The 23,367-nt window shown below is 72.3% G+C and carries 24 protein-coding genes; 10 read left to right on the forward strand and 14 right to left on the reverse strand.

The window, feature by feature from the left end; all coding sequences use genetic code 11:
* Positions 1 to 43: 43 nt before the first annotated feature.
* Positions 44 to 1,012 carry a Bug family tripartite tricarboxylate transporter substrate binding protein gene (locus tag JJI54_RS01220; RefSeq protein ID WP_203070153.1) on the forward strand — a complete coding sequence of 323 codons (969 nt, stop codon included), beginning with the start codon at positions 44 to 46 and terminating at the stop codon, positions 1,010 to 1,012.
* A gap of 189 nt (positions 1,013 to 1,201) precedes the next feature.
* Here JJI54_RS01220 and bdcA read toward each other — a convergent pair whose 3' ends face one another.
* Positions 1,202 to 1,915, reverse strand: a complete 714-nt coding sequence (gene bdcA, locus JJI54_RS01225) for an SDR family oxidoreductase (protein ID WP_203070155.1) — start codon at positions 1,913 to 1,915, stop codon at positions 1,202 to 1,204.
* A gap of 76 nt (positions 1,916 to 1,991) precedes the next feature.
* Between bdcA and JJI54_RS01230 the strand changes: the two genes are divergently transcribed.
* Positions 1,992 to 2,594, forward strand: a complete 603-nt coding sequence (locus JJI54_RS01230; protein ID WP_203070157.1) for a TetR/AcrR family transcriptional regulator — start codon at positions 1,992 to 1,994, stop codon at positions 2,592 to 2,594.
* Positions 2,595 to 2,610: 16 nt separating this feature from the next.
* On the opposite strand, the gene JJI54_RS01235 is transcribed toward JJI54_RS01230, so the two are convergent.
* The gene (locus JJI54_RS01235; protein WP_203070159.1) at positions 2,611 to 5,133 is read right to left on the reverse strand and encodes an Ig-like domain-containing protein; all 2,523 of its coding nucleotides are present in this window, start codon (positions 5,131 to 5,133) and stop codon (positions 2,611 to 2,613) included.
* A gap of 242 nt (positions 5,134 to 5,375) precedes the next feature.
* On the opposite strand from JJI54_RS01235, the gene arfB reads away from it, so the two are divergent.
* Entirely contained in the window at positions 5,376 to 5,786 is a 411-nt protein-coding gene (gene arfB / locus JJI54_RS01240) for an alternative ribosome rescue aminoacyl-tRNA hydrolase ArfB (RefSeq protein WP_203070161.1), read from the forward strand.
* A 60-nt stretch (positions 5,787 to 5,846) separates the two neighbouring features.
* On the forward strand, positions 5,847 to 6,872 hold the full coding sequence (locus tag JJI54_RS01245; protein WP_203070163.1) for a phosphotriesterase family protein: 1,026 nt from the start codon (positions 5,847 to 5,849) through the stop codon (positions 6,870 to 6,872).
* On the opposite strand, the gene JJI54_RS01250 is transcribed toward JJI54_RS01245, so the two are convergent.
* Positions 6,862 to 7,911 (reverse strand): extracellular catalytic domain type 1 short-chain-length polyhydroxyalkanoate depolymerase, encoded by a 1,050-nt coding sequence (locus JJI54_RS01250; protein WP_203070165.1) that lies wholly within the window; start codon positions 7,909 to 7,911, stop codon positions 6,862 to 6,864. The two genes, JJI54_RS01245 and JJI54_RS01250, sit on opposite strands and share 11 nt — an antisense overlap.
* 41 nt (positions 7,912 to 7,952) lie before the next feature.
* A complete protein-coding gene (locus JJI54_RS01255) occupies positions 7,953 to 8,360 on the reverse strand; it encodes a CopG family transcriptional regulator (RefSeq protein WP_226381332.1) in 408 nt (135 codons plus the stop codon).
* 139 nt (positions 8,361 to 8,499) lie between these two features.
* Between JJI54_RS01255 and JJI54_RS01260 the strand changes: the two genes are divergently transcribed.
* Genes JJI54_RS01260 through JJI54_RS01270 form a run of 3 tightly spaced genes read left to right on the forward strand, consistent with a single transcriptional unit; the run spans position 8,500 to position 11,536 of the window.
* Positions 8,500 to 8,940 carry a MarR family winged helix-turn-helix transcriptional regulator gene (locus JJI54_RS01260; RefSeq protein ID WP_318987422.1) on the forward strand — a complete coding sequence of 147 codons (441 nt, stop codon included), beginning with the start codon at positions 8,500 to 8,502 and terminating at the stop codon, positions 8,938 to 8,940.
* Positions 8,937 to 10,535 carry a benzoylformate decarboxylase gene (gene mdlC / locus JJI54_RS01265; RefSeq protein ID WP_203070171.1) on the forward strand — a complete coding sequence of 533 codons (1,599 nt, stop codon included), beginning with the start codon at positions 8,937 to 8,939 and terminating at the stop codon, positions 10,533 to 10,535. Before JJI54_RS01260 ends, mdlC begins: the two co-directional genes overlap by 4 nt.
* 35 nt (positions 10,536 to 10,570) lie before the next feature.
* Positions 10,571 to 11,536, forward strand: a complete 966-nt coding sequence (locus tag JJI54_RS01270; protein ID WP_203070173.1) for a Bug family tripartite tricarboxylate transporter substrate binding protein — start codon at positions 10,571 to 10,573, stop codon at positions 11,534 to 11,536.
* A 66-nt stretch (positions 11,537 to 11,602) separates the two neighbouring features.
* Here the strand turns inward: JJI54_RS01270 and JJI54_RS01275 are convergent, their stop codons facing one another.
* Genes JJI54_RS01275 through JJI54_RS01305 form a run of 7 tightly spaced genes read right to left on the reverse strand, consistent with a single transcriptional unit; the run spans position 11,603 to position 17,880 of the window.
* Positions 11,603 to 12,712 carry a 5-methyltetrahydropteroyltriglutamate--homocysteine S-methyltransferase gene (locus tag JJI54_RS01275; protein ID WP_203070175.1) on the reverse strand — a complete coding sequence of 370 codons (1,110 nt, stop codon included), beginning with the start codon at positions 12,710 to 12,712 and terminating at the stop codon, positions 11,603 to 11,605.
* Between the two features lie 17 nt (positions 12,713 to 12,729).
* Positions 12,730 to 13,440, reverse strand: a complete 711-nt coding sequence (locus tag JJI54_RS01280) for an ABC transporter ATP-binding protein (protein ID WP_203070177.1) — start codon at positions 13,438 to 13,440, stop codon at positions 12,730 to 12,732.
* Positions 13,433 to 14,179 (reverse strand): ABC transporter ATP-binding protein, encoded by a 747-nt coding sequence (locus JJI54_RS01285; protein WP_203070179.1) that lies wholly within the window; start codon positions 14,177 to 14,179, stop codon positions 13,433 to 13,435. The genes JJI54_RS01280 and JJI54_RS01285 overlap by 8 nt, the downstream gene beginning before the upstream one ends.
* On the reverse strand, positions 14,176 to 15,099 hold the full coding sequence (locus JJI54_RS01290) for a branched-chain amino acid ABC transporter permease (RefSeq protein ID WP_203070181.1): 924 nt from the start codon (positions 15,097 to 15,099) through the stop codon (positions 14,176 to 14,178). The genes JJI54_RS01285 and JJI54_RS01290 overlap by 4 nt, the downstream gene beginning before the upstream one ends.
* A complete protein-coding gene (locus tag JJI54_RS01295) occupies positions 15,096 to 15,962 on the reverse strand; it encodes a branched-chain amino acid ABC transporter permease (protein WP_203070183.1) in 867 nt (288 codons plus the stop codon). The genes JJI54_RS01290 and JJI54_RS01295 overlap by 4 nt, the downstream gene beginning before the upstream one ends.
* The gene (locus tag JJI54_RS01300) at positions 15,959 to 17,122 is read right to left on the reverse strand and encodes an ABC transporter substrate-binding protein (protein WP_203070184.1); all 1,164 of its coding nucleotides are present in this window, start codon (positions 17,120 to 17,122) and stop codon (positions 15,959 to 15,961) included. Before JJI54_RS01300 ends, JJI54_RS01295 begins: the two co-directional genes overlap by 4 nt.
* Before the next feature lie 26 nt (positions 17,123 to 17,148).
* Positions 17,149 to 17,880, reverse strand: a complete 732-nt coding sequence (locus JJI54_RS01305) for a GntR family transcriptional regulator (RefSeq protein ID WP_203070186.1) — start codon at positions 17,878 to 17,880, stop codon at positions 17,149 to 17,151.
* 130 nt (positions 17,881 to 18,010) lie between these two features.
* Between JJI54_RS01305 and JJI54_RS01310 the strand changes: the two genes are divergently transcribed.
* Positions 18,011 to 18,844: an alpha/beta fold hydrolase gene (locus tag JJI54_RS01310; RefSeq protein WP_203070188.1), complete on the forward strand. Its 834-nt coding sequence runs from the start codon at positions 18,011 to 18,013 to the stop codon at positions 18,842 to 18,844.
* 3 nt (positions 18,845 to 18,847) lie between these two features.
* Here the strand turns inward: JJI54_RS01310 and JJI54_RS01315 are convergent, their stop codons facing one another.
* Complete coding sequence (locus JJI54_RS01315; RefSeq protein WP_203070190.1) at positions 18,848 to 19,603, reverse strand: sulfite exporter TauE/SafE family protein; 756 nt, start codon at positions 19,601 to 19,603, stop codon at positions 18,848 to 18,850.
* Complete coding sequence (locus JJI54_RS01320; protein WP_203070192.1) at positions 19,600 to 20,844, reverse strand: Hsp70 family protein; 1,245 nt, start codon at positions 20,842 to 20,844, stop codon at positions 19,600 to 19,602. The genes JJI54_RS01315 and JJI54_RS01320 overlap by 4 nt, the downstream gene beginning before the upstream one ends.
* 139 nt (positions 20,845 to 20,983) lie before the next feature.
* Here JJI54_RS01320 and JJI54_RS01325 point away from each other — a divergent pair, with 139 nt between their 5' ends.
* Positions 20,984 to 21,661 (forward strand): hypothetical protein, encoded by a 678-nt coding sequence (locus JJI54_RS01325; RefSeq protein ID WP_203070194.1) that lies wholly within the window; start codon positions 20,984 to 20,986, stop codon positions 21,659 to 21,661.
* Here the strand turns inward: JJI54_RS01325 and JJI54_RS01330 are convergent.
* Positions 21,658 to 22,323: a GntR family transcriptional regulator gene (locus tag JJI54_RS01330; RefSeq protein ID WP_318987423.1), complete on the reverse strand. Its 666-nt coding sequence runs from the start codon at positions 22,321 to 22,323 to the stop codon at positions 21,658 to 21,660. The genes JJI54_RS01325 and JJI54_RS01330 overlap by 4 nt on opposite strands.
* Before the next feature lie 148 nt (positions 22,324 to 22,471).
* Here JJI54_RS01330 and JJI54_RS01335 point away from each other — a divergent pair, with 148 nt between their 5' ends.
* The gene (locus JJI54_RS01335) at positions 22,472 to 23,362 is read left to right on the forward strand and encodes a VOC family protein (protein ID WP_203070198.1); all 891 of its coding nucleotides are present in this window, start codon (positions 22,472 to 22,474) and stop codon (positions 23,360 to 23,362) included.
* Positions 23,363 to 23,367: the final 5 nt, after the last annotated feature.

The raw sequence follows: 23,367 nt of genomic DNA on the forward strand, positions 1-23,367 counted from the left end.
GCGCGGCAACACTGCCACGGAACAGTTGAAAGGCCCCGAAGGCATGCCATCCCGCCGCGCGCTGCTCGCCCTGCCATTCGGCCTGGCCGCCCCGGTGGCCCACGCGCAGGGCGCCTGGCCGCAGCGGCCGGTGCGCCTGGTGGTGCCCTTCCCGCCCGGCGGCACCACGGATGTGCTGGCCCGCGCCATCGCGCAGAAATGGCAGGAAGGCTGGGGCCAGCAGGTGGTGGTGGACAACCGCGGCGGCGGCGGCGGCGTGATCGGGACGGAAGCCGTGTTCCGCGCGCCGCCCGATGGGCTGACCCTCGTGCTCGGCAACAACCAGACGCATGGCACCAATGGCGCGCTGATCCCGGGCCTGCCCTATGACCCCGCCGGCTTCGCCGCCATCACGCTGGTGGCGAAGGCGCCGCATGCGCTGGTGGTGCCGGCCTCCTCCCCCGCCCGCAGCGTGGCGGAGCTGGTGGCGCTGGGGCGGCAATCGCCGCGCGGGCTGTCCTACGCCTCCTCCTCCGCCGGATCGGCCTCCCACCTCATGAGCGAGACCTTCGCCCGGCGCAGCGGCCTGAACGCGACGCATGTGCCGTACAGGGGCGCCGCCCCGGCGGCGATGGATCTGGTGGCGGGCACCGTGGACTTCATGATGGCGACCTGGGCCAGCGTCTCCGCCCTGGCCGCCGATGGGCGGCTGCGCGTGCTGGGGGTGGGCGGCGATGCGCGCTTCCCCGACCTGCCCGCGGTGCCGACGCTCCGCGAACAGGGGTACGACTACCTCAGCGGCGACAGCTGGTTCGGCCTCTTCGCCCCCCTGAACACGCCACCGGCCGTGCTGGAGGCGGTGAACGCGGCGACCGTGGCCGCCCTGGCGGATGCCACGGTGCGCGGGCGGCTGGAGGCGGCGGGCTTCCGGGTGGAGACGATGACCGTCCCCGACTTCGCCCGCTTCCACCAGGCGGAGGTCGGCCGCTGGGCGGCGCTGGTGCGGGAAAGCGGGGTGACGCTGACGCAGTAGCGCGCCCGCATCCCCCTGTTTTCCCTGGATTTTAGGACATTCAGCCGATTTAGCCGTTTATGCCGATTATGCGCCTTTAGTCGCTGAATCGCGGCCTCAGGGACACGGCGCAAGGGGACCGGGGCGGAGAGAACATAGCCGGAACACGCCGGTTCCGCCAGCAATTTCCACCCCGGCCCCGCGGCCAGGTCAGGCGCCGAAGCCGCCATCGATGGTGTGCATGGCGCCCGTCACGAAGCCGGCCTCCGGCCCCGCCAGCCAGGCCACCATCCCCGCCACCTCCTCCGGCCGCCCATGCCGCTTGAAGGCCATGGCGGGATGGACGAGGTCCTTGAAGGGCCCCTCCGCCGGGTTCATGTCGGTGTCGATCGGCCCGGGCTGCACGACATTCACCGTGATCCCGCGCGGCCCGAAATCCCGCGCCAGCCCCCGCGCCATGCCCTGCAGCGCCGATTTGCTCATCGCATAGGCCGCGACCCCGGGGAAGGAAACGCGGTCGCCGTTGACGGAGCCGATGACGATGATCCGCCCGCCCGCCGGCATCCGCCGCGCCGCCTCCACCGCCGCGTGGTAGGGCGCCGTCACGTTGATCCGGACCAGCCGGTCCACCGCATCCGGATCCATCTCCAGCGGATCGCCATAGACGACCACCCCCGCATTCACCACCAGCACGTCGAGAGGCCCGGCATCCCGCACCCGCGCGATCACGGCGTCCCGGTCCGCGCTGTCCGTCAGCGCCGCCACGGCGCCGGTCTCCGCCGCCAGGCGCTCCGCCGCCTCCCGCGACCCGGCATAGGTGAAGGTCACCGCCGCGCCATCCGCCGCGAAGCGCCGCACGATCGCCGCCCCGATGCCGCGGCTGCCGCCCAGCACGAGCACGGATTGTCCCTGGAAACCGGCCATGGAGGCCCTCCTTGATGAGCAACGTAGTGATCGCTACATAAATCCATGGACAGCCCCGTCAAGGTATTCTGTAGCGATGAATACAAATAATCCCCCGGAAGGCGCGCGGCCGCGCGGCCGGCCCCGCCGCTTCGATGCGGACCAGGCCGTCGCCACCGCCCAGCGACTGTTCCATGCGCGCGGCTATGACGCCGTCAGCATCGCCGACCTGACGGAGGCGCTGGGCATCAACCCGCCCAGCTTCTACGCGGCCTTCGGCAGCAAGGCCGGGCTCTACGGGCGCATCCTCGGCCGCTACAGCGCGGCCGGCGCCCTGCCGCTGCAGGAGATTTTGCGCCCCGGCCGCCCGGTGGCGGAGGCGCTGGCCGCGCTGCTGGAGGACGCCGCCCGCCGCTACGCCGCCGACCCCGCGGCCGCCGGCTGCCTGGTGATCGAGGGCGCGCGCTGCAACGACCCGGAGGCGCGGCAGGCCGCCCGCGCCATCGCCGCCGCCGCCGCGGAGGCCATCCGCGATTTCGTCGCGCGGACCCACCCGCAGGCCGCCGGCCGCCTGGCCGACTACGTCATGACGGTGACCACCGGCCTCTCCGCCATGGCGCGGGACGGCCATGGCCTGGACCGGCTGCTCGCCACCGCCCGCCTGGCCGGGCTGGCGGTGGAACGGTCCCTGGCGGGCTGAGGCGCCCCGCCCCGGCTCAGCCGATCAGCGTCTGGCCATCGAGGTAGCTGAAGGTCACCACCACCGGCGCCGCATCGTTGCCGGCGGCATCCTCCGCCGTCAGCACCAGGCTGTGGGTGCCTTCCGCCACCGGGCCGAACAGCGCCTCCAGGTCCAGGGTGAAGCGGCCCTTGGCGTCGATCGCCACCTGCCGCGTGGCGCCGCCATCCAGCCGGGCCAGCACGACATCCAGCCCATCCCGGTTGTCGAAGGCGAGCCCCTCCAGCACCGGCGGGCCGGCCGCCTGCATGCCGGCCTTGGCGCCCAGCAGCACCACGGGGGCGAAGGTATCGGCTTCCGCCGACAGCCGCGCCACGCCGAATTCCGCCACCTTCCGGCCCGTCTCGATGCCGTCCACATTGGCGAAGTCGAAATGGATGCCGCCATAGATGCGGCTCTTGCCCGCTTCCAGCGCCGCATCGACGAAGTTGTCGAAATGCCGCGTCACCCCCGGCAGGCCGATGCTTTCGTTGGAGAAGGCGATCTCCCCCAGCATCATCGTCAGCGCATAGGCCGAGGCCGCGGAGCAGGTGGCGTGGCCGGAGAGGTAGTCCGGGTGGTTCGGCGTGGTCAGCAGCGAATTCCAGTTGGGGTCCGCGTCGGTCAGCGGGTTGCCATCCGTATCCGCCAGCCGGATCGCGGTGACGGGGCGCCAGGACCCGTAGGTGTATTTCGCGTCCCAGGCGGCGATGGCGCCATCGGCCTGGATGAAGTTGAGCACGCCCATCACCCAGGCATTGGTCGCGGTGGAGTAGCCGCCATCGGCCAGCACCTCCTCCGCGATCTGCGCCCAGCGGCCGGCGGGGGTGTAGGTGCCGGCCTGGTCGCGCCAGTAGAAGGCGATCTCCGTCTGCTCCGCCGTGCGGGCGGTGGAGTTGCGTTCGCCCAGCGTCTTCACCTCGTTGAAGGCGGCGGCGTATTCGGCGCTGTCCAGCGCGGGCGGGCCATCGGGGCGGAACTGGTCGCCGCGTTCCAGCGCCCAGGGCGTCACCTGCGGCCATTGCGGCTGGTGCGCGGGCAGGAAGCCGGGCGGCGTCGGGCGCCATTCGCCGGGATCGGTGCCGCCTTCATAGGTGACGACGCGGTCCGATCCATCGACGGCGCGGATCGCCAGCACCGCATCGGCGACGCTGCGGCCGAAATCGATGGCCTGTTCCTTGGCGGGGCCATCCGGCACCAGCGCCAGGTCGGCGGCCAGCTTGGCGTCGAAGGTCGCGGCCTGCGACGGGTAGAGGGAGGACAGCACCCGATGCGCGGCGGAGACGACGGCCGCGTAGCTCGAGATGCCCTCCGGCGCGTCGAGGTTCACCATCAGCGTCCGGGTGCCGTCGATGGCGGCCAGCGTGTCCAGCACCGCAGCACTTTCCATCCCCAGCACGCGCGTCGCGACGGCGGTGACGGACCCCGCGGCCTTGATGGCTTCCAGCGCCGCATGGTTCCAGGACAGCACCGGGTCCGCGATCGTCGTCGCGTCGCGCGTCACCTCGATGGTCTGGGCGGTGCTGTTGCCCGCGGCATCGGTGATGGTGAGGGCGAAGCTGTTCAGCCCGGCATCGAGCGCGACATCCGCCAGCGTGAAGCGCCCATCGGCGCCGACATCGATGCTGCGTCCCTCGAACAGGATCACGGCGCCGGCTTCCGCCGTGCCGGTCAGCGTGACGAAGGCGAAGCCCGTGGCGCCATCGCCCAGCGCGCCGGTGTCGGAGGAATTGGCAAGGCCGACCGTCGCCTCCGCCGGCGCCGTCGTGTCCACCGTCACCGCATAATCGGCGGAAGGCGCGCTTTCCTGGCCCGACCGGCCGATGGCGACGGCGGAATAGGTATGATCGCCATCGCCGGGGCCGCCGCCGCGGCGGTCCTCCAGGCTCCACTTGCCATCCTCGTCGGCGCGGGTCCTGCCGATGCTGACGCCGTCGCGGAACACCTCCACCCGCACGCCGGCCGCGGCGGTGCCGGTGAGGCGGGGCGTGGCATCCGCCGTGATGCCATCCCCCGCCACGCCGGTATCGGTGACGAGGCCGGTGATGAGGGGCGGCGGCGGCGCGCCGGCGACGACGGTGCCATCCGCGAAGGCCAGCCTTTCCACGTCCCGCAGCAGGTCCGTGCCCTCCGCCAGGCCGGCGCCGCCGATGCCGCGGACGATGAAGGTGCCGCCGCCGAGGTCGATGACCTGGTAGTCCGCCGCATTGCCGAGGTAGCGGGCGGTGTCGATCCCGCCGCCGCCCACCAGCAGGTCGTCGCCCCGGCCGCCGGCCAGCACATCGTCGCCCCCGCCGCCGAACAGGCTGTCATGCCCGCTGCCGCCGACCAGGCTGTCCCGCCCCTGCACGCCGAGGAGGAAGTCGTCCCCGGCACCGCCATCCAGGGTGTCATTCTCCCGGGCGCCGATGATGGTGTCGTCGCCCGCGAGGCCCAGCACCTCCACCGGCGAGCGCCCCCGGCGCTGATCCACGACGATGCGGTCGCCCCTTGCCGTCCCGACCACCAGCGCAGACGTCATGGTGCCCTCCCCTCCCGGCTTGCGCCGCCATCCTGCCCTGGTGGGGCGGGGCGGCCTGGTCTCCGATCACGCCACAGGCCGCGTGCCCGCGCCGCCCGCGGCGGAGGCACGCCCTGGTTGCAATCTGGGGTCATTAACGATGGCGGTTCAACCCTTGTTAGCAATGACCCGCGCCGTTTCCCCGGCCAAGGGGGCCGGCGCCTTCCCCGCAGCCCCCCCGCCGGCGCTATAAGCCTTCCGCCATGGCCCGAATCCCCCCCATTCCCGATGATGCGCTGGAGGAGCGGTTCCTGCGCGCCTCCGGCCCTGGCGGGCAGAACGTCAACAAGGTGGAGACGGCGGTCGAGCTGCGCCTCGACCTGACGCGGATGGACCTGCCGGAGGGGATGGCGCGGCGGCTGCGGACCCTGGCCGGCCGGCGCATCACCGGGGAGGGCGTGCTGGTCATCCAGGCGCAGCGCCACCGCACCCAGGACCGCAACCGGACGGAGGCGCGGGAGCGGCTGGAGGAGCTGCTGGCCAAGGCCGCCGAGCCCCCGCCCCCGCCCCGCCGCGCCACCCGGCCGACGCTGGCCTCCAAGACAAGGCGGCTGGAGGGCAAGAGCCGGCGCGGCGAGATCAAGCGGGATCGCGGGCGGCCGCGGGACGAGTAGCCCGGGTTGTGACGGGTGGGCGCGCGGGCGATGCTGCGCGCCGCATCACGGGGGCGGCGCATGGCGGGCAGCATCACCACGGTCCTGGGGCCCATCGCGCCGCAGGCGCTCGGCACCACGCTGATGCATGAACACCTGCTCTGCGACATCACGCCCCCCGCGCTGCGCGGCAGGCCGGAGCTGGCCGTGCCGATCACGCCGCGGAACCGCTACGACATCGATTACGGCCGCCGCCCGAACACCGAGAAGACGAAGCTGCTGGACCGGGAGCTGGCGGTGGCGGAGGTCGAGGCCTTCCGGGAGGATGGCGGCCAGGCGATCGTCGAACTCACCATCGGCGGCCTGGCGCCGGATCCGCTCGGGCTGGTGGAGGTCTCCCGCCGCACCGGCGTGCATGTGGTGATGGGCTGCGGCCACTACGTCCATGCCTATCACGCGCCCGGGAATGCGACGCGGAGCGTGGACGATTTCGCGCGGGAAATGGTCGCGGCGGTGCGGCAGGGCGCCTGGGGCACGGAGGTGCGCGCCGGCATCATCGGGGAGATCGGCTGCACGGAGGAGTGGACCGAGCAGGAGAAGCGCGTGATGGCCGGCGCCGTCATCGCGCAGCGGGAGACGGGCGCCGCGCTGACCATCCATCCCGGCGCCGTGCCCGATCAGCCCATGGAAATCATCGATTTCCTGAAGGCGCGGGGCGGCGACATCGGCCGCACCATCATCGACCATATCGACCGCACCATCTTCGACCATGAGAGGCGGTTCCGCCTGGCCGATACCGGCTGCGTGCTGGAATTCGACCTTTTCGGCTACGAACACGCCTACTGGTCCTTCGCGCCGATCACCATGCCGAATGACGGCGTGCGTATCGACATGATCCGCGCGCTAGTGGATCGCGGACACCTCCACCAGATCGCGATCTCCCAGGACATCTGCCGGCTGACGCGGCTGCTGGCCTATGGCGGCCACGGCTATGGCCACATCCTGCGCAACGTCGTGCCCTTCATGCGGGAGAAGGGATTCTCGCAGGCCGAGATCGACACGATCCTGGTGGAGACGCCGCGAAGGCTGCTGACGATCAGCGATTGAGCCTGTGCTGGTCGAAGAAGTCGATCATGGCGCGGGAGGCATCGGGCCCGCGCGAGTCCGTGTAGCTGCCCGCCGCATCGCCGCCGGACCAGGCATGGCCGCCGCCATGCACCAACCATTGCTCCAGCACCGCGCGGCCTGACGCATCGCATTGCCGGCGGCGCGTGAAGGCGTGGCCGCCAGGCACCTGGCCGCGTTCCTCCGACAGGCGAAGCCCCGTGGCGGCCGCTTCCTGCTGCGCCAGCACGGCATCGCCGTTGCGGGGATGCACGGTCGCGTCCTTGTCCGCATGGAAGACGATGGTCGGCACCAGGCGCTTCGCGGCGGGGGCCGCCCCGCCCTGGCGCATCGCGGCGAAGGCGGAGGGGATGTCCCGCGCCGCCCCCACCGGCAGGCCGGAATGCACGCCGACGGCCGCGACGATGTCGGGATAGGCCTGGCCCAGGATCGCCGCCGCGGCGCCGCCCGCCGAGAGCCCCGCGACGAAGACGCGCCGGGGATCGACGCTGTGGTCGCGCATCACCTGCCGCGCGATGGCGGCGAGGATCGAGGCCTCTGTCCCCTCGCGCCGCTGCTGGCCCGCATCGAACCAGTTCCAGCATTTCTGCGGATTGGCGGATGGGGGCTGCGCGGGCCAGGCGACGAGGAAGCCGCGTTCCTCCGCCAGCGCGTTCATCCGCGTGCCGGCGGCGAAATCCTCCGGCGATTGCGTGCAGCCATGCAGCATGAGGAGCAGCGACGCCGGCCCCGGCGGCGCCCGGGCGGGGATGTACAGGCGGTAGTCGCGCGCCCCGGCGGCGATGCGGCAGGTCTGCGACAGGAAGCGCCCGGGCTGCGGGATCGGGTCGCCCGTGCCGGGATCGACATCGACGATGAGGGGCTTGCGGGCGGTGAAGGATGCGGGCCCAGGGGCGGGTCGATGCGCGGGCGCAGGCGCCGCAGCGCCGGACATGGCGCGGCGCAGCAGGGCGGTGGCCTCCGCCAGGCGGCCGGCACGGGTCAGGCGGGTGGCTTCCTCGATGTCAGACATCATGGTCATCGGTACTTTCAGGATAGGGCAGAGTTGTTATCGGGAAGCGATCAGCGGATGCGGTCGGCCAGCGCCGCGCGGACCGCGGCACTGGCCTGCAGCGCGCCCATCACGGTGATCTCCGCGATGGCGGCGCTGGCGAGTTCGGGCGTGACATCGGGGGCAATGCTGGCCAGGCCGAGGACGCGGATCTCGATCATCCGGCCCGCTTCCACCACCGCCTCCAGCTCCGCCCGCGTGACATGGCGAAGGCCGAGGTCGAGGCCGCGCCGCATGATGGAATGCCGCGCGGCATCGGCATGGCGGTCGGCCAGGTTGCGGATGGCGGTGCGGATGAAGTCGGTGCGGTTGGCGTAGAAGCCGTCCCGCACCAGCAGGTCGATATGGCCGAGGTCCACATGGCCGAGGTTGATCGTGATCTTCTCGGTCTCCGCCACGCCCTTGGGTCGCTGTTCCATCCGCCTGCCATCCATGCACCATCCCTGTGGATGGTGAACGGGGCGGGTCGCGGGGGGTTCCGGATCGCGACGCGGAACATCCGGTTGCGGCCGCGCCGGATCGTTGGATATCCTACGATCCAACGGGGGGACCAGGGCGGTGCGGGCACCGGAAGGGCTGGAGGGGCAGGTCGGATTCCTGCTGCGCCTGGCGCAGGAGGCGAGCTTCGCCGCCTTCGCCCGCCGCACCGGGGAAGCCGCGCTGCGGCCCGGCCGCTACGCCATCCTGAGCCTGGTCGGCGCGCATCCCGGCATCTCCCAGACCGCGCTCGGCCAGGCGGCGGGGCGGGACAAATCGACGCTGACGCCGGCGCTGAGGGACCTCGAGAAGCGCGGCCTGCTGCGGCGGGACCGGGTGGCGGGGGACCGGCGCAGCTACGCACTGCGGCTGACGCCGGCGGGCCGCGCCATGCTGACGCGCCTCGCCGCCCATGCGGCGGCGCATGACCGGGAGCTGGATGCGCTGGTGGGGGAGGAGGCGCGGGACGCCGTCCTCGCCGCGCTGCGCCGCATCGCGGGCGGATGGGGGGAACAGGGATGAGCGGCAGGACCACGGTGCGGCAGGCGGTCTTCGACCTGCTGCGGGATCGCGGCATCGACACGGTCTTCGGCAATCCGGGTTCGACGGAGCTGCCCTTCCTCGACCGCTGGCCGGGCGACTTCCGCTACGTGCTGGGGCTGCAGGAAGCCAGCGTGATCGGCATGGCGGATGGCTATGCGCGGGCCGCCGGGCGCTGCGCCTTCGTGAATCTGCACTCCGCGGCCGGCGTCGGCCATGCGCTGGGCAATGTCTTCACGGCGTACAAGAACCAGGCGCCGATGGTGATCACGGCGGGCCAGCAGGCGCGCTCCCTGCTGCCGAACCTGCCCTTCCTGGGCGCGACCGAGGCCGCGCAGTTTCCACGCCCCTACGTCAAGTTCAGCATCGAGCCAGCGCGGGCCGAGGATGTGCCCGCCGCCATCGCGCAGGCGCACCGCATCGCACTGAGGAAACCCTGGGGGCCGACCTTCGTCTCCATCCCCTCCGATGACTGGGCCGCGCCCTGCTGGCCCGTGCCGATGCGGGAGATGGCTGAGGACTCGGCGCCCGACCCTGCCTTGCTCGACCGCGCCGCGTCGCAGATCGCGGACGCGCGCAATCCGGTGCTGGTGGTGGGGCCGGAGGTCGATCAGGAAGGCGCGGGCCCCGCGCTGGTGGCACTCGCGGAACACATCGGCGCGCGCGTGCTGACCAGCCCCTTCGCCAGCCGCATCGCCTTCCCCGAGGATCACCCCCTCTTCGGCGGCTTCCTCGCCGCCGCCCCCCAGGCGGTGTCGGAGGCGCTGGCCCCGCATGACCTGGTGCTGGTGCTGGGCGCGCCGGTCTTCACCTTCCATGTCGTGGGCGACGCCGCCATCTTCCGCGACGGCCCGCCCATCATCCACCTCACCACCGATGCGGAAGCCGCGGCATCCGCCCCCGCCGGGCTCTCCGTGCTGGGCAGCCTCCGCCTCGCCATCCCCGCGCTGCTCGCTTTGCTGCCGAAGGCCGACCGCGCGCCGCCCGCGCCGCGCATCCGCCCCGCGCCGCCGCCGCCCGCCGACCCCATCCCCGCCGCCTGGCTGCTCTCCCGCCTCCACGCCGCCATGCCGCCGGGCACGGTGCTGGTGGAGGAAGCCCCCTCCCACCGCCCCGCCATGCATGCCCAGATGCCGATGCGCGACTGGGGCGGCTTCTTCACCATGGCGAGCGGCGGGCTCGGCTACGGGCTGCCGGGCGCGGTCGGCGTCGCGCTGGCGCGGCCGGGCACGCGCGTGGCGTGCCTGATCGGCGACGGATCGATGATGTATTCGCCCCAGGCCCTCTGGACCGCGGTGCAGGAGAAGCTGCCCCTCGCCGTCATCGTCATCGACAATGCCGGCTACGGCGCCATGCGCTCCTTCAGCCAGGTGCTGCAGGTCCGCGACGTGCCGGGGATCGACCTGCCGGGGCTCGATTTCGTCTCCCTCGCCCGCGGCATGGGCTGCCCCGGCGTGCTGGTGACGAAGCACGCGGAGTTGGACGCCGCGCTGGCCACCGCGATGGCACATGAAGGCCCGATGCTCGTGCAGGTCGTTGTCGATGCGGCGGTGCCGACGCTCTATCATCGCCACTGAAGGAAGGGCCATCAGAGCCCGCAGGGAGGACCATCATGATCCGCGTGAACCGCCGTGCCTTGCTCGCCGCGCCCGCGCTGCTGGCCTTGCCGGCCCATGCCCAGACCTGGCCATCGCGCCCCATCCGCATCATCGTCCCCTTCCCGCCCGGCGGGCTGGTGGATGTGCTGGCGCGCTCCATCGCGCAGCCCCTCTCCGCGCAGCTCGGACAGCCCGTGGTGGTGGAGAACCGCGTCGGCGCCGGCGGCAATATCGGCGCCGATGTCGCGGCCAAGTCACCGCCGGATGGCCATGTCCTGCTCGCCACCTCCATGGGCCCGGTCGCGGTGAACCAGTTCATCTACCGCACCATGCCCTACGACACGCAGACCGCCTTCGCCCCCATCACCCTGCTGGCCAGCACGCCCAAGGTGATGTGCGTGACGAATGGCCGGCCCTGGCGCAGCGTGCAGGACGTGGTGGCCGCGGCGAAGGCGGAACCGGGCCGGCTGACGGCGGGATCCGCCGGCGCGGGCACCAGCCTCCACCTCGCGCTCGAACTCTTCAAGCAGGCGACGGGCACGGATATCCAGCACGTGCCCTATCGCGGCGCGGGACCGGCGCTGACGGATCTGGTCGCGGGGCAGATCGACCTGGTCATCGACAACCTGCCCAACATCCTCGGCCAGATCACCGGCAACCAGGTGCGGCCCCTGGCGGTCGCGACGCCGCAGCGCCTGCCGCAACTGCCGCAGGTTCCGACGATGGCGGAAGCGGGCATCGACTTCGTCTTCGGGACCGCCTTCGGACTCGTGGCCCCCGCCGGCACGCCGGAAGCGATCATCACCCGCGTCGCGGGCCTGGTGCGGGATGCGCTGCGGGAGCCGATGATCGGGGGGCGGCTGAGCGAGCAGGGCGCCATCGTGGGCGGTGGGGGGCCGGCGGAATTCGCGGCGCTGATTGCGCGGGAGAAGGCGCAGCTGGAACCCGTGATCAGGGCGGCCAACATTCGGGCGGAGTAGTGGTGGGGGAACGCTGTTCCCCCACACCCCCTTGCCAGGGGCGAACCGCCCCTGGACCGTCCTCGGTTACAGGCTCTGCCAGACTTCCTGGGCCACCTCGACGCAGCGGGACAGCTTGGCCCACTGCTCCTCCACCGTCAGCGTGTTGCCCTCCTCGGTGGAGGCGAAGCCGCATTGCGGGCTGATCGCCAACTGGTCGAGCGGCGCATACTTCGCCGCCTCGTCCAGCCGGCGCTTCAGCAGCTCCTTCGTCTCCAGCTCGCCGCGCTTCGACGTCACCAGGCCCAGCACCACCGTCTTGCCCTTCGGCAGGAAGCGCAGCGGCGCGAAGCTGCCCGACCGCTCGTCGTCATACTCCATGAAATAGGCATCCACATTGATGCCGTTGAACAGCACCTCCGCCACCGGGTCATAGCCGCCCGAGGCGATGTGCATGGACCGGAAATTGCCGCGGCAGAGATGCATGGACACCACCATGTCCTTCGGCCTTGCATCGATGGCGCGGTTGATCAGCGTGGCATACTTGCCGAGCAGGCCCTCCGTCTCCTCGCCCCGCGCCTTGAGGCCCGCGATCTGCTCGGGATCGCAGAGATAGGCGATGTTCACCTCATCGAGCTGGAGGTAGCGGCAGCCCACGCCGGCGAAATCCGCGACGGCGGCGGCATAGGCCTCGCCCAGATCGGCGAAGAAGCCATCCATCTCCGGATAGGTGTGGCTGTCCACCGCGCGGCGGCCACCACGGAAATGCAGCACGGAGGGCGACGGGATGGTGATCTTCGGCACCGCGCCCTGCGCATTCGCGGCCAGGAAGGCGAAATCCTGCACGAAGGGATGCGGCTTGTAGCTGATGCGGTCCGTGACCTTCAGGCCATAGGCCTTGGTCTGCCCGCCCTTGAACTGGATGCCCTGGTCGGATTCGTACATGTCCACGCCGCCGAGCTTGGCGAGGAAGTCGAAATGCCAGAAGGCGCGGCGGAACTCGCCATCCGTCACGGCCTTCAGGCCGATCGCCTTCTGCTGCGCCACCACATCGATGATGCAGCGATCCTCGATGGCGCGCAGCGCCTCCGCCGTCATCGTGCCGGCGGCACGCGCCGCGCGGGCCTCCCTCAGCTCCATCGGGCGCAGCAGGCTGCCGACATGGTCGGCGCGGAAAGGGGGAAGGGTGCCAGGCATGGCGTTTCCTTTCTGGGTCAGTGGAGAGCGAGGCCGAGGTGCCGTTCCAGCAGCGCGGAATCCGCGAGCATCTGCGGGGAGGCGCCTTCGGCGACGACGCGGCCGTGATCCAGGATCACGGCGCGATCGGTGATGGGCAGGATCTGCGTGGCATGCTGCTCGATGAGGATCGCGGCCATCCCCTCATCCCGCACCAGGCGCTGGATGGCGGCGAGCAGGCCCTGCACGATGACGGGGGCGAGCCCTTCCAGCGGCTCGTCCAGCAGCAGCAGGCGCGGATTCAGCATCAGCGCGCGGCCGATGGCGAGCATCTGCTGCTCGCCCCCCGACAACTGGCTGCCGAGGTTGCGGCGGCGTTCCGCGAGGCGCGGGAACAGCGCATAGACCGCCTTCTCATCCCACCGCCCGGGCCGCGCCACCGCGGTCAGGTTCTCCGCCACGGTCAGTGACCGGAACACCGCGCGTTCCTGCGGCACCCAGCCCAGGCCGAGCGCCGCGCGGCGTTCCGGCGCCAGGCGGTCCAGCACCGTGCCGCCCAGGCGCATGGCGCCGCCGCGCTGCCGCGCGATGCCCATCAGCGCGTTGATCAGCGTGGTCTTGCCCGCGCCGTTGCGGCCGAGGAGCGCCAGCGCCTCGCCTTCCCCGACGCGCAGCGAGACGCCTTCCAGCACCAGCCCCTCGCCCCATCCGGCGCTGAGGTTTTCGACGCTGAGCAGCGGTTCAGCCATGGGGCGTCTCCGCCGTGCCCAGATAGGCCTCCCGCACGCGGGGATCCTTCGCGATGGCCTCCGGCGCGCCCTCCGCCAGCACGGCGCCGAAGGCCAGCACGGTGATGCGCTCCGCGAAGCGGAAAACCAGGTCCATGTCGTGCTCGATCAGCAGCACGGCGACCTCGCGCGGCAGGGCGGCGATGGCCTGCATGACCTCCCGGCTCTCGGCGGGCGGCACGCCGGCGGCGGGTTCGTCCAGCAGCAGCACGCGGGGCTTCAGCGCCAGGGCAAGCGCGATCTCCAGCAGCCGCTGCCGGCCATAGGGAAGCTCCGCCGTCACGCGGCCGCGGTCGGCCTCGGGGAAATGGAGGTCATCCAGCAGCCGCGCGGCCTCCGCCCCATGCCGCGCGCCGCGCCACCAGGTGGTGCCCTGGCCTTCGCGTTCGCCGATCGCCAGCGTCACGGATTCCAGCGGCGTGAACTGGGGAAAGAGCTGGTTGACCTGGAAGGTGCGCGCCAGGCCGGCGCGCACGCGCGCGTGCTGCGGCAGCTGCGTGATGTCCTGCCCGAACAGCATCACCCGGCCCTCGGAGGGCGGCAGCGCGCCGGACAGCAGGTTCACGAAGGTGGTCTTCCCCGCGCCGTTCGGGCCGATCAGCGCGTGGCGCGCGCCGGGCATCAGCGTGAAGCTGACGGCGTCCACCGCCGTGAAGCCGCCGAAGCGCCGCGTCAGGTGGCAGGTGCCGAGCGCGGTCATCGCCGCACCAGCCGGCGCAGCGCGCCCATCAGCCCGCCGCGCCCCAGCAAGGCCAGCGCCACCAGCGCGATGCCGAGCCAGAACTGCCAGAATTGCGGGCTGGCCTCCGACAGCGCGTGATGCGCCACCGTGAAGGCCGCCGCGCCGATCAGCGCGCCATGCAGCGTGCCGAGCCCGCCGAGGACCAGCATCAGCAGCCCCTCCGCCGATCGCTGGAAGGACAGCGCATCGAGCGAGGCGAATTGCGTGGTCTGCGCCAGCAGCGCCCCCGCCACCCCCGCATAGCCCGCCGCGATCACATAGGCCGCGGCGAGGCGCCGCTTCACCGGGATGCCGATCGCCGCCGCGCGCTTCGGGTTCTCACGAATGGCGCGCAGCGACAGCCCGAAGGGCGAGCGGACGAGAAGCTGCGCCAGCAGGAACAGCAGGAACAGCACGGCCAGGCTGTAGAGATAGGCGGTGCGCCCCCACAGATCGAAGCGCCAGAGGCCGAAGACCGGCCAGATCTCCACCCCCTGCAGCCCATCCGCGCCGCCGGTCAGGAAGGCCGCCTTGTTCGCGGCCTCATACAGCATCAGGCCGAGGCCGAGCGTCACCATCAGCCCCGCCAATTCGCCGGCCCGCAGCACCAGCGGCGCCGTCACCAGCCCCAGCAGCGCCGCCACCGCCGCCGCGATCAGCAAGCCGCTGATGGGCTCCCCCCACCCCTGCTGGCCGAGGATGCCGGCGACATAGGCGCCGAGCCCGAAGAAGGCCGCATGCCCCAGCGTGACGAAGCCCGCATAGCCCACCAGCAGGTCGAGCGAGAGGGCGAAGAGCGCCGCGATGGCGATGGCCGAGAGCAGCGGCAGCTGTTCCGCAAGGGCGAAATAGGCGCCGATGGCCACGATCCACGGCAGGGCGTGCAGCGCGATCCTCATGAATCGGCCCGCTTCAGCAACCCGTGCGGGCGCGCCAGCAGCAGCACGACCATGGCGGTGTAGATGATGAAGGCCCCGACCTCCGGCACATAGTACTTGCCGAGCACATCGACGATGCCGAGCAGCAGCGCCGCGATGAAGGGCCCGATGACGGTGTTGGTGCCGCCGACGGCGACGACGATGAGGAAATAGACCATGTATTTCAGCGGGAAGGTCGGATCGAGGCCCAGTACCTCCACCCCCAGCGCACCGCCGAGGCCCGCCAGCGCGGAGCCCAGCGTGAAGGTGAGCGCGAACAGCCGCGGCACCGGCAGCCCCATGCCGCGCGCCACCACGCCGTCATCGACGGCCGCGCGCAGCTGCGCGCCGAAGCGCGTCCGCACCAGGCCGAGGTGGAGTGCCGCCACCAGCGCCCCGCAGACCGCGATCAGGAAGATGCGGTAGCGGCCGAGGCCGATGCCCCAGAACTCCACGCGGCCGGACAGCCAGGCGGGCAGCTGGATCAGCTGCTGCCGCGCCCCCATGAACCAATCGACCGCCGCCCCGAGCACGAAGACCAGGCCGATGGAAAACAGCACCTGCTCCAGATGGTCGCGGCGATAGAGCCGCGCATAGAGCGTGCGTTCCAGCACCAGCCCCAGCAGCCCCGCCGCCACCGTCGCGCCCAGCAACGCCAGCGGGAACGGCACGCCCATCCGGTTGAGCAGCACCACGCAGACATAGCCGCCGACCATGCCGAAGGCGCCATGCGCCAGGTTCACCACATTCATCAGGCCGAGCGTGACCGAAAGCCCCACCGCCAGGACGAAGAGCAGCATCCCGCTGGCGACGCCATCGAGCAGGACGGAGAGGAAGGCCGTCATCCCTCGTCGCGGACCTGCGGGATGCGGTCGAACTCGATGTTCCAGATCTGCCCGTCGCGCCGTTCCGCGCGGCGGATATAGATGTCCTGCACGATGTCGCGGCTATTGGCGTCGATCGTCACCGGCCCGCGCGGGCTGGTCCAGGACAGGCCCTTGGCGGCGGCGACCAGGCGTTCGCCGTCATCATTGCCGCTGGTGCGCTTCAGCGCCTCCGCGATCAGGTGCATGCCGTCGAAGCCGCCGACCGCCATGAAGTTCGGGCGGACATTCGGCAGCACCTGCGCGTAGCTTTCCAGGAAGGCGCGGTTCTCCGCGCTGTCATGCGCGGCGGAGTAGTGGTGGCTGGTGATGGCGCCCAGCGTGACCTCGCCCATCTCGTTCAGGATGTCGTCATCCAGCACGTCGCCCGTGCCGATGACGCGGATGCCCGCCTGCGCCAGCCCGCGCTCCGCGAACTGCTTCATCAGCGCCGCGCCCTCGCCGGAGGGCACGAAGATGAAGAGGGCTTCCGGCGCGGCATCGCGGACGCGCTGCAGGAAGGGGGCGTAGTCGGGGTTGCGCAGCGGCGTCCGCAGCTCCAGCGCCACGCGCCCGCCGGCGGCGGTGAAGCGGTTCTTGAAGGCGCGCTCGGCATCCAGGCCCGGGGCGAAATCCGTCACCAGCGTCGCGACGTTGCGGATGCCGTTCGCCGCCGCCCATTGCGCCATCGGCGCGGTGGCCTGCGGCAGGGTGAAGGAGGTGCGCAGGATGAAGGGCGATCGCTGCACGATCACGCTCGTCGCCGCGGCCATCACCACCATCGGCACCTTGGCTTCCGTCGCGATGGGCGCGGCCGCCAGGGCCAGCGGCGTCAGCCCGAAGCCCGCCAGCGCCTTCACCCTTTCGCGCACCACCAGTTCCTGCGCCAGGCGGCGCGTCACGTCGGGCTGGGTGCCGGTATCGTCGCGCAGCAGGATCTCCACCCGGCGGCCGGCGACGCTCTCCCCGTTCCGGCGCAGCCAGGCCTTGATGCCGGCTTCCACCTGGCGGCCGGTGCTGGCGAAGGGGCCGGTCATCGGCAGGATCAGGCCGATGCGGAAATTGCCGGACTGCGCGGCGGCCAGGCCTGGCGCGGCGAGCGTGGCGGTGGCGGCAAGCGCCAGGGTGCGGCGGGTGATCATTGTCGTTGTCCTCCCTTGCATGCAGGTCAGGCGGGAACGTCGTTCAAGGCGATCAGGGCGGCGAGGCCCTCGGCCTCCCCCGAATCGAGGATCAGGCGCAGGTTCCGCCGCGCATTGTCGGCATGCTCGCGCGCCAGCGCCTCCGCCCGCGTACCCTGCCCCGCCTCCAGCGCCTCCACCAGCAGGTGGTGCTGCTGGTGGGCGAAGGTCAGCAGGCGGTGGCGCTGCGGCGCGCTGCCGGGGCTGGGGACGAGGGCGGAGGCGCTGGCGAAGGGCAGCGCCTCCACCGCCGCGATGGCGCGCGACAGGGGCGCATTGCCCGCGGCCTCCGCGATCGCGGCATGCAGCGCGGTGTTCATGGCGCCATAGGCGTCGAGCGCCTCCTCATCCAGCACGCCGCGGGCCAGCGCGGCATCGCCCTGGTCCAGCGCCTCATGCAGCCGCCGCGACAGGCCGCGGGAGACGCCGTGCTCCGCCACCAGCCGCGCGGCCATGCCCTCCAGCTGCCCGCGCAGCGCGACGGCGTCGTCCACCTCCCGCACCGTGAAGGCGCGCACCGCGAAGCCGCCGCCGGGTGCCGGCACGGCGAGGCCCTCCGATTGCAGGGCCGAGAGCGCCAGGCGGATGGGGGTGCGGGACATGCCCAGCGCCTCCGCCAGCGGGATCTCCGCCAGGCGGTCCCCGGCGCGGAGCCGGCCGGTGAAGATGCGGGCGCGCAGCTCGGTCAGGGCGCGCGCGGCCTGTCCTGTCAGGGGCATGGGGCTCGTTCCGGGACGGGCTTCGGATACCACCCTCCCCGCATTGCATGCAATGGCGGCCCTGCCGCATGCAATTCCCGCCGCCGCCGCGGCAGCCTAGGCTCCGCCACCCAGCAGCCGGAGCCGCGCCATGCCCTTCACCGCACCCCCCCGCCGCCGCGGCGTGCTCACCCGCCCGGATTGCCGCATCGCCTATGAGGTGACGGGCAGCGGGCCGGCGCTGGTCTTCGCCCATGGCCTGGGCGGCGGGCTGCTCTCCTGGTGGCAGCAGGTCGCGCATTTCGCGCCGCGCTACACCTGCCTGGCGTTCAGCCATCGCGGCTTCTTCCCCTCCACCGCCCCGGAAGGCGGGCCGGACCCGAAGGATTACGCGGGCGACCTCGCGGCGCTGGTCGATGAACTCGGCCTCGGCGATATCCGCCTGGTCTGCCAGTCCATGGGCGGCTGGACCGGCGTGGAATACGCGCTGCTGCGCCCGGGCCGCGTGAAGGCCCTGGTGCTCGCCGCCACCACCGGCTCGCTCGATGCCCGCCAGGTGGATGAGGCGACGCGCGCGAAGCTGGAGGCCTGGAACGCGGAGCACGCGACGACGCGCGCCGAACTGGCATCCCGCAACATCCTGGCCGCCGGCGGCGCGGCGATGGCGGAACGGCAGCCCGCGCTGCACCACCTCTATGCCCAGATCGATGCGCTGAGCGCGGGGCTGGACAAGGAAGCGGTGCGCAAGCGGCTCTATGACCAGCGGAAGCGCCATCCGGCCGACCTGGCCGCGGCGGGCTGCCCCGTGCTGTTCCTGCCCGGCGGCGACGATGTGGTGCTGCCGCCCTTCGCCGGCGCCGCCATGGCGCCGCTGATCCCGGGCGCGCGCGTCGCCAGCATCCCCGTCGCCGGCCACTCCGCCTATTTCGAGCACGCGGCCGCCTTCAACGCCGTGGTGGAGGCCTTCCTGGCGGAGGTCGGGTAGCGCCTACAGCAGCCGCAGCCCCACGCGCAGCGCGATCGCCATCAGGCAGAGCGCGAAGACCAGCCGCAGCCGCGCCACCGGCAGCCGCGTGGCGAGCCGCGCGAAGCCCGGCGCCGCTGCCATGGCGGGCAGCGCCAGCAGCGCGGTCGCGATCCCGTCCACCTGCCCCGCGGCGGCGAAGCCCAGCGCCGCGGGCAGCGCGACCGCCAGGTTGAACACCGCCCCCGCCCCCACCGCGCGGCTGAGCGGCAGGCCGAGCAGCCCCAGCACCGGCCCGCTCAGCGTGCCCGCGCCGACGCCGAGCGCGGCGGAGAGCAGCCCGATGGCGGATGGCGGCAGCAGCCCGCGCGGCACCGCATCGCCGCGGCCCTCCGGCGGGCCGCGCAGCAGGCTCACGGCCAGCGCCAGCGCGATGGCCGCGAAGACCGAGAGCGACAGCGCCGCCGGCAGGAAGGGCGCCAGCGCCAGCCCCGCCAGCCCGCCCAGCGCCACCGCCGGCAGCCAGGCGCGCAGCAGCGCGGGATCGATGCCCCCGGCGCGGTGATGCGCCAGCGCGGCGGAGACGGAGGAGAGCAGGATCACCGCCTGCGCCGTGCCGATGGCCAGCGGCGCCGCCGCCGCCGGCGCCATCCCCCGCGCCGCCAGCACCTCCAGCAGCACGGGCACCGCGATCACCCCGCCGCCGATGCCGAGCAGCCCGCCCACCGCCCCGATCGCCGCCCCCGCCGCGAGCAGGAGCAGCGCCTCGGCGCCCGTCACGCGGCCTCCCGCCCCAGCAGCGCCAGCCCCTCCGCCACCGAGACGAATTCGCCGCCCGTGACCAGCTTCCCTTCCCCGAAGCGGTCCGCGAAAAGCCGCCGCACCGCCGGCACCAGCGATGTGCCGCCCGTCAGGAAGACGCGGTCCACCGCGCCCGGCGCCACCTTCGCATCCGCCAGCGCGGCATCCACGCTGGCCGCGATGCGCGCCAGCTCCGGCGCGATCCAGCCCTCGAAATCCGCGCGGCGGATCGGCGCGGCGATGTCGAGATCCTCATGCGCGAAGCGCAGCACCACCTCCTCCGCCGCCGAAAGCGCGGCCTTGGCGGCGGAGACGGCGCGGTACAGCGCGTAGCCGGCCTCGTCCTTCACCAGCCGCACCAGCTGTGCCAGCCGCTCCGGCTCCTCCGCCGTGCGCATCACCTGCTCGATGTCGCGCATCGTCTTCGGCGCGCGCATCAGGGACAGGAGGTGCCAGCGCGCGAAGCTGCTGAACCAGGCCGGCGGGATGGGCAGCGGCTTGCCCATCACGCGATAGGTCCCGCCCTTGCCCAGGAGGGGCGAGATGACGTTGTCGATGATGCGGTAGTCGAAGGTATCGCCCGCCACGCCGACGCCGGCATGGCCCAGCGCGGTCACGCGCTTCGGCGGGCCGGGATCGAATCGCAGCAGGGAGAAGTCGCTGGTGCCGCCGCCGAAATCCGCGACCAGCACCGTCGCGGGATGGTCGAGCCCGGCCGCGAAGCGCTGCCCCGCCGCCGCCGGTTCCAGCGCCACCTGCACCTCCGGCAGCCCGGCGGCGGCGAAGGCGGCGCGCAGCCGCTGCTCCCCCAGCGCGTCATCCGCGCTGTCGCCTACGAAGCGCACGGGCCGGCCGACCACGATGCGCGCCCCGGCCAGTTCGCGCCCGAAGGGCTCCAGCAGGTCGCGCAGGAACAGCGCGACGATGCCCTCCAGCCCATAGGCGCGGCCGAAGATGCGCGTCTCCTGGAAGCTCCTCTGCGCCAGGTAGCTCTTCATCGACATGATGAGGCGGCTGTCGAGCGGATCCTCCAGATAGGCCTCGATCCCCCGCGGCCCGGCGGCATGGCGCGTGACGCCGGCGCCATCCGACCAGAAGCAGAGGACGGAGCGGAACACGTCATCCGTCGCATGGCGCAGCACCGTGGCGCTGCCATCCGCCCGCAGCGCGGTGACGACGCTGTTGGTCGTGCCGAAGTCGATACCGATGACGGGTTGCATGCTGCGCCGCGAAATAGGTCAGCGGCGGGTTGAACAGCCTGGGGGCGGCGCTGGCAAGGCCGGGACTCGAAACCGCGCGCGGGGGCGCGCATCATCGCTGCGCGAGCGGCCGCCAAGGCCCGCCGCATGGAGGAACGCCATGACCCGATCGATGCTGCCGGCCGCCGCCGGCCTTGCCCTGCTGGCAATCGGCGGAGCCGCGCCCGCGCAGACCCCGCCCGCCCTGGACCCGGCCGGCATGGGCTTCTTCGTCACCAGCACCGGCATCGGCGGCGCGGCCGATCTCGGCGGGCTGGCCGGCGCGGATGCGCATTGCCAGTCCCTCGCCCAGGCCGCCGGCGCGGGTGCCAGGACCTGGCGCGCCTATCTCAGCACCAGCGCCACCGCGACCGCGCCGGCGGTGAATGCGCGGGACCGCATCGGCCAGGGCCCCTGGCGCAACGCGCAGGGCGTGGTGGTGGCGCGGAGCGTCGCCGAGCTGCATGGCGAGGCGAACAACCTGACCAAGCAGACCTCCGTCGATGAGCGCGGGCGCGTGGTGAACGGGCGCGGCGACAGCCCCAACACGCATGACGTGCTGACGGGATCGCGCCCCGATGGCACCGCCTTCCCCGGCAATCCCGACATGACCTGCCGCAACTGGACCTATGCCGGCGCGGAGGGCGCGGCCATGGTCGGCCACCATGACCGCATCGGCCTGCGGGACGACACGGAAAGCAGGTCCTGGAACACCTCCCACCCCTCCCGCGGCTGCGGGGCGGAGGCGCTGCGCAGCAGCGGCGGCGCGGGGCTGTTCTACTGTTTCGCGACCAACTAGCCGCGCGGCGGGAAGATCGATTCATCCTCCAGGATGACGCGGGCGGTGGCGGTGTAGTGCTGCGTCAGCAGCGCCACCGCCCCATCCGCATCCCGCGCCAGCACCGCCGCCTGGATGGCGCGGTGCTCGGCCTCCACGTCCCGCATCGGGAAGGCGCGGATGGCGGCCAGCTTGCGGTAGCGCTGGTGGCGGTCCGTCAGCTGGTCGCAGAAGCCGACCAGCCAGCGCGACCCGCAATTCCCCACCAGCGTGCGGTGGAAGTCGCGGTGCCGCGCCTCCCAGGTCGGGTCATCCGGCTCCCGCGGCGTGCGCAGCAGCCGATGGCCGGCCAGCAGCACCGCCTCCTCCCAGGCGGGGGTGGCATTGGCCATGGATTCGCGCAGGGCGCGTTCCTCCAGCCAGCAGCGCGTGCGGGTCAGTTCCAGCAATTCCTCCGCGCTGATGCCAGGCACGGTGAAGCCGCGCTGGTCCTCCGCCGCCACCAGGCCATCCGCGGCCAGGCGGTTCAGCGCCTCCCGCAAGGGCGTCTGGCCGATCTCGTAGCTCTCCATCATCGCCTTGATGGCCAGGCGCCGCCCGGGCAGCAGCCGCCCGCCGAGGATATCGGCGCGGATGCGTTCATAAACGCTGGTGGCGTGGGTCACGCCGCGCGCGGCGCTCACCGCCGCCGCTCCTGCTGGGGTGGCATATAAAGGGCTCCGTTCTGGCAAAATATATACATTGGGGTTTACATCCGGCGCAATATGCATCATCCATCCCGCAAGAAGGGTGGAAACCGGGCGCCGCAGCGCCCGGCGGATGGAGCGGCCGATGAGTGGATTCCCGGTGACGGCGCTGCGCAGCGTGGACCTGCTGGTGCCCGACCTGTCGGTGGCGGAGCGCTTCTACACCGCCACCTGGGGCCTGAAGGTCGCCGCGCGCGGCGACGGATCCCTCTGGCTGCACGCCACGGGCGACGACCACCATGTGCTGGCCCTGCATGCGGGCGAGAAGGCCGCCATCCGCTCCGTCACCTTCCGCGCGGCGGATGAGGCGGCGCTGCACCGCCTGGCCGGCATGGCGCAGGCGGCGGGCGCCACGCTGCTGGCCGCGCCCGCACCGCTGGCGGAGCCCGGCGGCGGCCTGGCCTGCACGCTGCGCGACCCCGCGGGCTCCGTCTTCCGCCTCGTCGCCGGCGATGATCGCCGCGCGCCCGATGCGCCGTCCCGCGACACGCCGGATCGCCTGGCGCATGTGAACCTGAACTGCCGCGACGTGGACGCGACGGCGCGCTTCTTCGAAGCCGGGCTCGGCTTCCGGCTGGCGGACCGATCGAAGCTGATGGCCTTCGAACGCTGCAACAGCGACCACCACGCGGTGGTGCTGGCGGAGGCGCCGGTCGATGGCCTCAACCACGTCGCCTTCAACATGCCGGGCTGGGAATGCGTCATGCGCGGGTCGGGCCGCATGATCGATGCGGGCTTCCCCATCGCCTGGGGCGTCGGGCGCCACGGGCCGGGCGACAATGTCTTCGCCTATTTCATCGACCCCTTCGGCATCGTCATCGAATACACGGCGGAGGTGGAGCAGGTGGCGGACGACCATGTCGCCCGCGGCCCCGACCATTGGACCTGGCCGCCCGGCCGCACGGACCAATGGGGCATCGCGCCGCCCAAGCCGGAGGCGACGAAGAAGGCCCAGCTCGCCATCCGCTTCGCATGAGCCGC

The organism is Falsiroseomonas ponticola (genome assembly GCF_016805305.1).
Taxonomy (GTDB): Bacteria; Pseudomonadota; Alphaproteobacteria; order Acetobacterales; family Acetobacteraceae; genus Falsiroseomonas; species Falsiroseomonas ponticola.